We start from the raw sequence: 12,719 nt of genomic DNA on the forward strand, positions 1-12,719 counted from the left end.
TTCACCTCCTTGATTGGATTTTATGTCTCGTGAATTAAAATATTTAACAAGTTGTGAGTTCATCTCTCGCTAAAAAATGCACTCGCAACTTAATTGTGATTAATTCACCAGCGAGACAAATTATTGTTGATTTCGCAGCCGAGGGTTAACAAATTCGTTCAATCCTTCTCCTACTAAAGATAGTCCGATTACCATTAAAGTCATTGCCAAACCAGGAAATAATGCTGTCCACCAAATGCCTGTAGGTAACGCATCCAAGGCTAAACGCAAGTCGTGTCCCCATTCTGGGGTTTGTTCGGGAAGTCCCAAACCGAGAAATCCTAAGCCTCCTAATGTTAAAATCGCGTCGGCGGCGTTAAGGGCAAACAGCACGGGTACGCTTTGAATCACGTTTAGGAAGAGGTAGCGCGAAAGCACTGTCTGAGTGTCTGCACCCATTGCTCGGGCGGCTTCGACAAATAATTCGGTTTTGATGCTGGCGGTGTGATTCCTGACTACGCGGTAGTATTGAGGGATGTAGGAAATGCTCAGGGCGATCGCAGCGTTGAATACTCCTCTTCCTACTACAAACGCCAGTGTCAAGGACAGCAGCAGCCCCGGCAAAGTATAAATTGTATCCATTAAAAATAACAGCGCTCGATCGAGCTTACCGCCCAAATAACCGCTAAGCAAACCTAGCGGTACGCCGATAAACAAGCTCAAACTTGTGGCTAAAATCACCACTTGCCAAGCAGCGCGAGAAGCAAACAGCGTGCGGGAAAAAACATCGTAGCCGCTGCGGCTGGTACCAAACCAATAATTCGCGGACGGTGGTTCGTGAATCGGATTAATCAAAGCATCGGTAGGATTTTGCAGCCATCCCCAAGCTTGCATGGCCGGAGACAAAGTGGCTACCAATACAAACACGGCAGTTATTGTCAAACCCGCCCACATCATTTTCATTGACAGGCTTGACGTTGAGGCAAGGTTGAGAAATTTCGGTAGTCGGAGGCGGCTTTGGGTCATATTTATGAGGGAAGATGTCATTAGTCATTAGTCATTAGTCATTAGTCATTAGTCATTAGTCATCAGTCATTAGTCATTAGTCATTAGTCATTAGTCATTAGTCATCAGTCATCAGTCATTAGTCATTAGTCATTAGTCATTAGTCATTAGTCATCAGTCATTAGTCATTAGTCATCAGTCATCAGTCATTAGTCATTAGTCATTAGTCATTAGTCATTAGTCATCAGTCATCAGTCATCAGTCATCAGTCATTAGTCATCAGTCATTAGTCATGTTTTGCTGTCGCCTCTGAGCTTTCCGTACAACGTCATCAGGAAGAGGGATGAAAGGGTTTTAGCAATTAAGAATTTTCTAAGTGTCGGGCGCGGTTGCCATAATTGCGATCGACAAATATGAGACTTTTCGATTTTAGTAGCACCTAGGCGAAAAAATCCGCAACAGTCAAAAATTCTCTCCCTTAGTCGCCGAATACTAACTACCCGCTGTGACTCAAGAAACCGGGTTTTTTTGTGGGTTATCGAGCTACAACAGGTATTTTCGTGAAAAACCCGGTTTCTGGAAACCCGCGAGTAAGTCCTACAAATTACTGGCAATTAGCTCGCGGTACTGACTTTTCGGCTTAACTCCTTTGAGTTCGACTACCAATTCTTTGTCTTTGAAATACTGAATCGTCGGCGTACCAGTCACGCCAGCATTTTCAGCAATTTCTGGATCTTCTTCAATGTCGATTTCCACATAGTGAATTTTGCCCTCGAACTCATCTACTACTTTGCTCAAAATCGGCTTGAGACTGTGACAAGGGCCACAAGTCGGAGCGGAGTATTTGACCACAATTAGTCGATCGCTATCGTGGAACAACTTCCGCAAAGCATAACCTCCTTCGTGGCGCGTGTCTGTGATATCAAAGTTCTCACTGGTTTTGCGTACTTTTTGAGCTTCCGGCGCAGAGGCTGGCTGCTCGGATTCCTCGGTTTGATGGAATTCCTGGGTTAAAGCATTGACCGAGAGCCAACGCTCTGCTAGCATCGCCCCCATGCAGCCGCTACCTGCTGCAGTAATGGCTTGGCGAAACTCGTGGTCTTGCACGTCGCCCACGGCGTAAACTCCCTCGACGCTAGTTTCTACTGTGCCGTGTTTGGTGGCGATGTAACCTATTTCGTCGAGTTCTAGCTGACCTTGGAACAGTTGAGTGTTGGGAGTGTGACCGATCGCGTAAAACAATCCCTTCACCTGCAAATCTGTTTCAGCGCCAGTCTCGACATTTCTAATTCTCAACCCATCCATTTTGCTTCCGGGCACTCCCAAAACATCTACAGCTTCGGTGTTCCAGTGCACGGTGATTTTGGGATTGCTCAGCACTCGGTCTTGCATGGCTTTGCTGGCGCGCATCCGATCGCGCCGCACCAGCATATGTACGTGAGAGCCGTATTTTGTCAAATAAATAGATTCTTCCGCTGCGGTATCGCCCGCGCCGATGACTGCTAAATCAACTCCTTTAAAAATTGGGGTAGCGCCGTCACAAATCGCACAGGCAGAAATGCCGTGGCTCCAAAATACGTGTTCGCTAGGCAGACCCAACCTTTTTGCTGTTGCGCCTGTAGCGATTACTATGGTGTGGGTTTTGATTTCTCGGTCTTCCGATCGCACTGTAAATGGACGATTCGTTAAATCAACAGAAATTACATCTTCGGTGTATAATTGAGCACCCCAGCGCACTGCTTGAGCTTTCATCCGATCCATCAGTTGCGGCCCGGTGATGCCTTCGGGAAAGCCGGGGAAGTTTTCGACTTCTGTGGTGGTCATCAGTTGACCGCCGGGAATGCCTCCGGTTTGGTAGCCTTCAAAGACTACGGGTTTGAGGTTGGCTCTCCCGGCGTAGATGGCTGCGGTGTAGCCTGCTGGGCCTGAGCCGATAATTACTAGGTTTTCTACAGTTTCGTTGGTCACAGTTATTTATTCAAACTCATAACGACTTCGTTTAACTCAATTTTAGCAGAGTTCTAGCTTGGGGCGATACCATTTGAGATTTGAGCTGGCAATGGCTAATTTTGTATTGGTTTGCAGCTTGCAAGCGAGTTGCATTATTTTTTCACTGGTTGGTTTTATTGTGCGATCGTACTTACTATTTTTCAAGGTCGATCGAGCTTCGCGACAACTTCCACCCGTTTCATAACCAAAGACAATCGAAAAGTCTATTTAGTTTTAAATGTTGTATCTAATTTGCCCCCTCAAATCTTAAGCAAATCTAAAGACCGCTCAACTTATTGACTTCATTCTCAATAATTTGACGTATTTACTTTGTTTGAGCTTTGTGGTACGATTTTCATAATCTGACAGTTTTTGTGACTGCTTTTACGTTTTTTGGCTGAAACCTTTTAAAATCGTCAAATCACTCTACTCTATTCATGCAATTACTTAAAGAATTTATGCAAAAAACGCATAATCGATAGATAAGAATTGTAACGAGATTTGGGGCTGATTTGACAAATAGCAGCTTTTGTGCAGTGCCAGGGCGCGGGGGCAAATTTGCATAAATCTGGGATTGATAAGTCAACCGCAGATATCAGCGGATAAACACACCAATCGAACAGATAATTTCAAAAATTGAGAGCGAATCGAGTTTTAACCTTGATGTAGGCGGGTAAAATACAGATAAAGTTTACTTTGGTGCGATGGATCAAACAAAATTATTGTTTGTTTGCAGCCGGAATAAGTGGAGAAGTTTGACTGCACAGAAGATATGCGAGAATGTTAGCGGCTTGAGTGTGCGATCGGCTGGAACGGAAAAAGGTGCCAGAATTAGAGTGACTGAGGGTTTGCTGGGTTGGGCAGATTTGATATTTGTGATGGAGAAGAAGCACGGCGATCGACTTGCTAGCAAGTTTCCCGCAAGTCTTAAAGGCAAAAAAGTTATTTGTCTGCAAATCGCCGATAATTACGAGTATATGGAACCGCAGTTGGTCGAAATTTTGCAGGCGAAACTCGGTTCGTATCTGGTGGAAATGTCAGACAGTAGGACAGGTTTTATGCAGCGCGTTCTAGAGCCGGAGGTTATGGATTCTTGGGAAGAAGCTGTTGAGTATGACTCGATGGATTTTACTGAGGTGAATGCGGCTTTTGCTAAAAGTGCGATCGAATTAGGGCCGATGTCTGGGAAAATCTTAGATGCTGGGACTGGTACGGCGAGAATCCCGATCGCCATTGCTCGAATCCGCCCTGCTTGGGAGTTGACTTGCATCGATATGTCGGCAAATATGCTGAAATTAGGACTGGAAAATGTGTCTGAGGCGAATGTGCGATCGCAAATTAATCTAGAATTAGTTGATGCTAAAGCTATGCCGTATCCAGACAGTTATTTTGATATGGTGATTTCTAACAGCATTATCCACCATTTGCCCGATCCGCTGCCGTTTTTGCGCGAAGTTCGGCGAGTCTTAAAACCAAATGGAGCAATATTTTTGCGGGATTTGTTCAGGCCTGAAGATGAAGCAATCAGGGATAATTTAGTTGAGATGTATGCGGGAGATTGCAACTCGCATCAAAAACAGTTATTCAGCGATTCGCTGCACGCGGCTTTTACTCTGGCTGAAATACAGACAATGATGGAAACTGCAGGATTGGAAGGTGTGAGGATTTATGAATCTTCGGACAGGCACTGGACGGCTGAGCGTGCTTGGTGCGAGACTTTGTAAACTGGGACGATCGGTTGCAAATATCTACTTTTGGGCAGGAAGAATTAGTATGATTGAACCGCGAAGACGCGAAGGACACGAAGGAAGAATAGGAAGAAAAAGCCAGAATCAGCGTTAGGGTAATGGAATTATGCGGCGCATGAGGTTTCCCCTAATGTCTTCATCCAACCACTCAAGTGCATCGGGTTCCCAGTAGGCAGTTGCTAGCGGCAACCAACCAAAAAAAGAGCCAAGTCCACCGCAAATGGAGCATCCGCCGTCTCCGCCTCGGACTGTATGTTTGTCGCTAATTACCTCGCCATCGTAAGGATTTTGAGCGATGTGGAGTCCGAAAAGGTTGGGCTGCAAGTGGAGTTTCCAGTCGGCTGCCTTGTCAGTTGGGTAGCAATCGCTAGGATTTAAGTCTCCCCAGCGAAATAGAGTGGTACTTCCGGCACCGCAAGCATACTCCCATTCGTCGAAAGTTAGCAAGCGCAGTCCTTCAGTCGCCAATTCAGTCGCGAGTTCTTCATGCGTTTTGCTCGTAATTTGCCAAGCCTCAATCGAGCCATCCTCAGCACGATCGAATCCGTATCTATCGTTACATATCATCCTCTGCCTGTCTGGAAACTCTTTTAATAAATTCTGGATTTTAAGTGACTCCGAACTAATTGCCTCAAGACCGATTTTTGTTGGTTTAATTTCTACAAGCATCGGCGAAAATGTCACCTTTCGAGGAGGTGTAGTGACGCTTTGGACGTAAGAGTATATATCTCGATCGATCTCATACACCTCGGCAGTATCTTGAAATGATTCAATTTGCTCGTCTGTCGGGCGAAAGTTGCCGACTTCGCATCCAATTTGAACCTCACCCCCTGGCATCAGAGAAAATAAAGCTCCTCCATACTCGAAAATGGCAATAGAGAGTTCGCTGCCACCATCAGGGTAAAATCGCAAACCTTTAAAAATTACTGACTGTGGCAGATGTGCTGCTAATTCCTGTGAGTAGCGATTTTTTTTTTCGTCGCTCAAGTTTTGCCATTCCTGCAATTCCATAAGCCAAAAGTTCCTGAACTCAACCTCTTCTACTTATCTAATTTGATATTACCTAAAATTGCCCGATCGCGCCCTCCGTCTTTAGCTTCATAAAGCGAACGATCGGCAGCTTCAATCAAATCTTTTTTGGAAATTTCCAGTTGAGGCACCGTACTCGACACTCCCAAACTTAGTGTAACACAACCAGAGTTGGGCGATTTAATATTTTTAATTTCAAGTTTTTTCACCCTGACTCGAATTTGCTCTGCAATCGTGACAGCCATTTCGGATGAAGTTCTAGGCAAAATTACCGCAAATTCTTCACCTCCGTAACGGGCCACCAGCGTCTCCCGCAAAACTTCCCCCGCTGAGAATTTTACCGCCTCAACAATAGTTTTGGCTACCTGTTGCAAACAAGCATCTCCCGCCTGATGTCCGTAAGTATCGTTGTATGTCTTAAAAAAGTCAATATCGCATAAAATTAAAGATAATTCTGCTGCTTCTTCTCCCAAACTTTGCCATTTTTTCTCTAAGTATTCATTAAAACATCGTCGGTTAGCAACCTGAGTTAAACCATCTGAATTTGCCAGGCGATATAATTCCAAATTAGCTGCTGTTAATTGAGAATTTGCTGCTTCTAACTCCGATTGCGTGACAGATAAATTATAATAAAGTTCGCTAATATACCAAGTAGCTTGTTGGTGGATTTGAGATAAAGCTATTAACACTTGATGCACGTCTAAAAGTCGGTAAACTTGAGGTTCTAACTGCACGACAATCGGTTCGTAAAGCTGTTCTGGCTGTCGCTGCACTGCTCGCTGAGCTGCCATGACAATTAGGGCGACTCCTGGTAAAATCAAAATATCGGTTTTAGCTATTTGATACAAAGCCACAATCGGTCGGCAAGCAAATATATCTACTCCGTAAGGGCGACTCATGCGTTCCATAAATCGCCGGCGAGATATCATTCCTAAAAATTCGCCATTTACGGTCAAGATAACTCCCGGAAGCAGCGGGTGAGACTGAAACAACCGAGATACATCTTTGGCAATACATGAATGTTGAACCTGAACATTAAATACAGCTAGATCTTTAAGAGTAGACTCTAAAGATAAATTTTTAGGTAGTTTTTCGGGTTCTAGGGGTGGCGTGATAAATTTAGCAAACACAGCGCATATCCAAAATCAACTATACAGCAGCAACAAACCTACTGTCAACATTTTTTCGAGATTAACTTAATATACTATAACTGGTTGTATTGTGAATTACAATAAAAAAAGGTCGCTTATCTCAGGAGTCTATTGATTCATTAATTGGTATTCATGTAATTGTATAACACTTAAATTATCGATCGTATTTAAATGTGAATTTTCACTGGAGAATATTAACCCCCATACTTTTCAAGAGTTGACAGTTGAGGGCGACTTCAGCCAGCGAATTTTTAGAATAGCGCAGCCCAACCAAGTCTTCGGGTTGACGAAAGGACAGTTACCCGATAGTCGATCGCTTTTGAAATTTCCTGCGAGGGAAATTAATTTGGGAGCATCTCCTGCATCGCAAAAAGGATTTTTTTTACAGTGCGAGCGTCCCCGCTCGCACTACAAATGCAAAACACCAGATGCACCCAATTAATTGTTTCTTTCGCCTGACAATGAGAAGGCTTTCAACCATTTTTTTTGGCAAAAACTAGGTTGTTGGCACCACTATAGCGGTTCTCAAGCGTGGTGAGGATAGCCCTGCGCGGCCCAATCCCTCCGCGGCCCAATCCCTCCGCTTCGCTCCGCCCAATGCCCTGCGCGGCCCAAACTCAAAACTAATTCTCTCACCAACCCCAAGTTCCCATTCCTCCCTTAAACGGGCCGACAATATCTTTAGTAATCCAACCGCCGTAAAAATCTCCTGGTTGAGCTTGTACTAATTCTCCGTCCACATAACAGGCATCCATCTTGCTAGGATAAAAAGCCACATAATCTTTAATAGCTGCAAAAACCTGATTGGGTTCGGGATAAAACCAAGCAGCATTTACTACTTCCTTTTCTCCCACCGTCACAGTGTAATAACCTGCTTGTCCCTTCCACTCGCACCATGAGCCCCGTGAAGTTTTGTGCAAATATTGCATTTGGATATCCTCGGGGGAGATATAGTAGACTGGAGGGTGACTTGTCTCCAACACCCGCTGAGGATGTCGCGTGTCGGCGATCGTCACTTCATTAAAAATAATCTGTACGTGTTTGGTCAATTCCTCAAGGCGAGGGGGACGAGGGTAATCCCAAACAGACTCTTGACCAATGCCAGGTTCTATGCGATCGAAGTTCACTTGCACAATCTCCCCTGCCAAAAAATAATTAGGGACTGAGCGTTATCAACCTAGTCCTAGTCCAAATAGTGCCTTAATTTGACTGCAAAGTCAAGTTTTTACCTCTATTTTAGGATGCTTTACTCAACAATTGCGGACAAAGGCTTTAGCTCAAAACACTAATTTTTGATTATATAGATTTCAGTAAACTCGATCGCGGTTTCGCAGACCAAGACAAAACTTTAGATTAGCTGCGACACAAAAATATCTGCGTCCATCAGTGTTAATCGGCTTGAAATCTGCGGTTCATCCATCAATCATTTTTTTTTGCAACTCAAGCCTGCTGTCCCAATTATCCGATTTAACCGATATATAGCTTTCAAGCGTTGAAAAAACAGAGATCGAACCATTTTTTCAGAGTACCCAATTCCTAACTATAGCCTTTTTTAAGAAGGTCAGAAGTCAGTCGATTTTAGATGCTTCGGCTTGCTTCGGCTACCTTCAACTAAGCTCAGGACAAGACGCTGACTCACAAGTTGCGAGCGTACAAGTTTTAGATTTTAGATTTTAGATTGGGGGATTGAGGGATTGAGGGATTGAGGGATGGCTGGCTGGATGCCTCATTTTTTTCTAGAACTGCTATACCAATCAATCTTATTTGTGCGAGGTACAGATTGGGAATTAGTAATTCTCAGCAATTATCAAATATTTGCCGAATTATGACCTCATTTTAGCCATTGAGCCAAAAAGCCTTCAACTTTCAGCCTTTGGGAATCTACTTTCAGAAGGGGCTACTGGCATCTTTGACGCTAAGAGAATTATCTGATAAAGTTATAGCGAATATTAAGGTTTTTTAATCTTATTAGCAAAAATCTAGGGTCGTGCCGAGTTTGTAGCGGCGCAAAATCTAGCGCCTGTAATCACATAACCCCCGATCGCACTTTGAAAACGGATAGGACAGCCTGTCATAATTAGATCTATGGAAACCCCCTTTAACATCACCCTGTTGATGGTCATGACCGTCACCTGTGGCATCAGCGCTCAAGTTCTGGCCGCTTATCTGAAAGTTCCGGCGATCGTATTTTTGCTGCTGTTCGGCATTTTAGCAGGCCCGGATTGCTTGGGAATCCTGCATCCGAGTCTGTTGGGAAACGGCTTGGAAGTTATGGTATCCCTTTGCGTAGCCTTAATTCTGTTTGAAGGCGGCTTGAATTTAGAATTGCGAGACTTGGGCAAAGTTTCTGGAAGCATCCGCAATTTAGTTACTTTCGGCACTTTGATTACGCTAATTGGTGGCGGAATGGCAGCGCACTGGCTGGGGGAATTCCCCTGGTCGATCGCCTTTCTGTATGCTTCTCTAGTAGTCGTCACAGGCCCGACAGTCATCGGCCCTTTGCTCAAACAAGTATCCGTTGACAAAAAAGTCGCCGCCTTGCTAGAAGGCGAAGGTGTTTTAGTCGATCCCGTTGGGGCAATTCTGGCAGTATTGGTACTGAACGTGGTTTTAAACGGCAATACCGACTTGCTGATTTTGTTCAGAGATTTAATGGTGCGGCTTGGTATTGGCACAGTTATCGGAGTTACCGGAGGTTGGCTGCTAGGCCTCATTCTCAAACGAGCGAAATTCCTGTCAGAAGACCTCAAAAATTTAGTAGTTTTAGCCGGTTTGTGGGGATTATTCGCCATTTCAGAACAAATCACCAGTGAATCGGGACTGATGGCGGCCGTACTATCGGGCATAGTGCTCAGAGCCGCTTCAGTGCCGGAAGAAAGGCTGCTGAGGAGGTTTAAAGGTCAGCTCACAGTCCTCTCTATATCCGTACTTTTCGTGCTGCTGGCGGCGGATTTATCCCTCGAAAGTGTGGTCGCCCTCGGTTGGGGGAGTGTGTTTACAGTTTTAGCTTTAATGTGGATAGTGAGACCGATTAACATTTGGCTTTGCACCATCAACAGCGGGCTAAACTGGAGGCAAAAATTATTTGCTTGTTGGGTAGCGCCGAGGGGAATTATTTCCGCTTCAATCGCCTCTTTATTTGCAATTTTGCTCACCCAGCGAGGAGTCACCGGCGGGGATTCAATTAAAGCCTTAGTTTTCCTCACAATAATTATCACAGTTTTTTTACAGGGATTGACTGCAGGCCCGATCGCTAAAATTTTGGACATCACCTTAAAATCAGCTACCGGTGCCATGATTGTGGGATCAAATCCTTTGAGCAGATTAATTGCTCGCTTGTTTCAAGAACGCGGAGAATCTGTCGCCATTATCGACACTGACCCGGAAGCTTGCGAACAAGCAGAAAAAGCAGGTTTGCGAGTGTTTTTAAGCAGTGCTCTGGATCACAGCATTTTAGAAGAAGCTGGACTTGATTCGATGGGAACTTTTTTGGCAATGACTAACAACGGTGAAGTAAACTTAGTGTTAGCTCAACGAGCAGCCGAGGAATTTGCACCGCCGAGGGTTTTAGCAATGTTTCCCAAAGATCCGCAGGGAAATGCGCCCGCAAATCAGAATAAAATAAATCAAGCTTTTGTCTCCGATTTGCCGCTGAAGGATTGGAATGAATATTTGAACAACAGCGAAGTAAAATTGGGAGAAACCGAGTTAAGAAGTGAGGGATTGAAGTTTCAGATTGCTCACTTGGAAGCTTTGGTGCAAGGCGGGGAATTAGCGCCGTTGCTAGTGGAAAGACAGGGATACTTGCAAGTAGTGTCTGCAGCCCAAATTTGGGAAGCGGGCGATCGAATTATTTATTTGCTGCACGATCCAACACCGAAATTGCTAAAAAGATTATCTGGTGGGTCGCAGTCTCGATTAACTTTAGAAAAGCATCAGGTAGTAGAGGAAGTGCCGATTCCCGATCCGGTTTTAGAGCCTGTTTTGAAAGAAGCGGCAATCGTAAAAGAGGCTGAAATTTTGCCGCCAGTTTCGCGTTAGGGGCATTAACCTAAGACTTCGATCGATAGAACAACCGCAAATGTGAGGCAGATGCAACACTGATTAACGCAGATAATTTAAAGATGGTTTGTGACTTTTAAGCTAAGCGAAGTTTCATCTGTCTTACCTGCGCTAAAATGCTGTAGAAGCAAGAAGAAGGAAAATTTTATGCTAGGAGAAGGTTCGTATCAAGCAAACACGTACAATCTGGAATTTGAGGGAGAAATCCAGCGGTTAAAAGCTCAAGTTCTCCTCAGTTGGGAAAAGGAAGCGCGCAATTTAAAGTGGTTCGGTTTGGACGACGGGATGAATGTTTTGGAAGCGGGTAGCGGGCCGGGATTTTTCACGGAAAAGTTGTTAGAATTGCTGCCAAATAGTTCGATAACAGCGGTAGAAATTGACCCCGCACTGCAGGAAAAAGCAGTAGAATATTTGCACCTTAAAGGGGGCGATCGAGTAAATTACGTGCAAGCGTCGGTGGCGGATACTGGCTTACCTGCTAACTCTTTTGATTTTGCGATCGCCCGTTTGCTATTCGTCCACCTCCCCGAGCCCGTCGCAGCAGCTAGAGAAATATTCCGCATCTTGAAGCCTGGGGGAAAACTGGTGATTGTCGATAGCGACGCGGATCTGTTTTGGCTGACAAATCCACCCATGTCAGTCGAGATTGTCAGGGAGAAATTTAAGCAGGTGATAGCTTGTCGGGGCGGCGATTTGTCGATCGGGCGAAATCTGTGCCGCATTCTCCAAGAAGCTGGGTTTGGTAGCATCAATTTAGAAGCGGTTGTCAGCCATAGCGATATCATAGGAATTGAAGCGTTTCAACCTTTGCTGGACTCCGGGCCTATTTTACAAATGGTCAAACAAGGGTTGATTTCCGAGTCGGAAATAGAAAGCTATCTGGTTTCGCGGGATAAATTTTTAGCTGAGGGCGATCGATCGATGATGAGTTTTTGGTTGATGGCTTGCGGAGAAAAAAATAAATAGACATCTCGAATAACTCTCCAGCTTCCTCCCAGCAATGACTAAGGACTAATGACCAATGACTCTAAAAAACTCTGATGTTCGGCTGTGGTCAATCCCTGCTGCAAAACCTCCAACACCCTCGCCAAATTCCCAGCTAACAAAGCATACTTGTCCAACCGCAAACCCGGAAATACTTCCGAACAAATTATCCCTTCAGCATTAGGTTCAAGCTGCACGTATTCCCCATCCCTCAACTTAAACCAATCTAATTCACAATTATAAACCAGCCAAACTACGTATTCTTGTACTCCGTTGCGGCGGTAGACTCGGAGTTTTTCGTGCAAATCGTAGGAAGCGCTGCTGGCGGCAATTTCAACAATTAATTCCGGTGCACCTTCAACATAATCATCATCGCTGATGTGCGATCGACCTCCCGTATCAATTCTCAACAAAGCATCCGGCTGAGGTTCATTATCCGCATCCAAGCGCACAGTCGCATTGTCCCCCAATTCCACCCCAAGTGTAGCAGCCTCGTAAGTCCCCAGCCAAGTCATAATATGAGCGTGGGGCTTCCCGTGACTTCTGAATCTTAAAGGTGATGCCATATAAACCATTCCTTCAATCAATTCAGCTTTTTTTAGTTCCGGCATTGCGCTGTAACGGCGCTCGAATTCAGCGCGGCTGAGCCGATCGCCATTTTCCAAAGGAAGTACAGTTAAAAGAGGATTGAGCAATCGCGGGCGTGCCATCATAATAGTTACAGTTCAATAAAAAATTAAGCAAACATAGCATCGCGGGGAGCGAGTTTCGT

Annotated in this window: 10 protein-coding genes; 4 read left to right on the top strand and 6 right to left on the bottom strand. The window is 44.8% G+C overall.

Annotation, left to right across the window (positions count from 1 at the left end; genetic code table 11):
* Positions 1–120: 120 nt before the first annotated feature.
* Entirely contained in the window at positions 121–1,005 is an 885-nt protein-coding gene (locus tag IQ263_RS05935) for an ABC transporter permease (protein WP_194066641.1), read from the bottom strand.
* A 576-nt stretch (positions 1,006–1,581) separates the two neighbouring features.
* Positions 1,582–2,952: a thioredoxin-disulfide reductase gene (gene trxB, locus IQ263_RS05940; protein WP_194066603.1), complete on the bottom strand. Its 1,371-nt coding sequence runs from the start codon at positions 2,950–2,952 to the stop codon at positions 1,582–1,584.
* Between the two features lie 91 nt (positions 2,953–3,043).
* On the opposite strand from trxB, the gene IQ263_RS29185 reads away from it, so the two are divergent.
* Together IQ263_RS29185 and IQ263_RS05950 are read left to right on the top strand one after the other, a co-directional pair.
* Entirely contained in the window at positions 3,044–3,178 is a 135-nt protein-coding gene (locus tag IQ263_RS29185) for a hypothetical protein (protein ID WP_255515817.1), read from the top strand.
* Between the two features lie 499 nt (positions 3,179–3,677).
* Positions 3,678–4,697, top strand: a complete 1,020-nt coding sequence (locus IQ263_RS05950; RefSeq protein WP_228049825.1) for a methyltransferase domain-containing protein — start codon at positions 3,678–3,680, stop codon at positions 4,695–4,697.
* Between the two features lie 114 nt (positions 4,698–4,811).
* Here IQ263_RS05950 and IQ263_RS05955 read toward each other — a convergent pair whose 3' ends face one another.
* The 3 genes from IQ263_RS05955 to IQ263_RS05965 form a co-directional block, all read right to left on the bottom strand.
* Complete coding sequence (locus IQ263_RS05955) at positions 4,812–5,732, bottom strand: hypothetical protein (RefSeq protein ID WP_194066604.1); 921 nt, start codon at positions 5,730–5,732, stop codon at positions 4,812–4,814.
* Between the two features lie 29 nt (positions 5,733–5,761).
* Positions 5,762–6,880, bottom strand: coding sequence for a GGDEF domain-containing protein (locus tag IQ263_RS05960; RefSeq protein WP_194066607.1), 1,119 nt, complete (start codon positions 6,878–6,880; stop codon positions 5,762–5,764).
* Positions 6,881–7,533: 653 nt separating this feature from the next.
* Entirely contained in the window at positions 7,534–8,028 is a 495-nt protein-coding gene (locus tag IQ263_RS05965; protein WP_194066609.1) for a DUF427 domain-containing protein, read from the bottom strand.
* Positions 8,029–8,986: 958 nt separating this feature from the next.
* Here IQ263_RS05965 and IQ263_RS05970 point away from each other — a divergent pair.
* Positions 8,987–10,942, top strand: a complete 1,956-nt coding sequence (locus tag IQ263_RS05970; RefSeq protein WP_194066610.1) for a cation:proton antiporter — start codon at positions 8,987–8,989, stop codon at positions 10,940–10,942.
* Between the two features lie 168 nt (positions 10,943–11,110).
* Positions 11,111–11,929 carry a class I SAM-dependent methyltransferase gene (locus IQ263_RS05975; protein ID WP_194066612.1) on the top strand — a complete coding sequence of 273 codons (819 nt, stop codon included), beginning with the start codon at positions 11,111–11,113 and terminating at the stop codon, positions 11,927–11,929.
* Positions 11,930–11,967: 38 nt separating this feature from the next.
* Here the strand turns inward: IQ263_RS05975 and IQ263_RS05980 are convergent, their stop codons facing one another.
* A complete protein-coding gene (locus IQ263_RS05980) occupies positions 11,968–12,657 on the bottom strand; it encodes a Uma2 family endonuclease (RefSeq protein WP_370589001.1) in 690 nt (229 codons plus the stop codon).
* Positions 12,658–12,719 lie beyond the last annotated feature (62 nt).

Source organism: Tychonema sp. LEGE 06208, assembly GCF_015207505.1.
In the GTDB taxonomy this organism is placed as follows: Bacteria; Cyanobacteriota; Cyanobacteriia; order Cyanobacteriales; family Microcoleaceae; genus Microcoleus.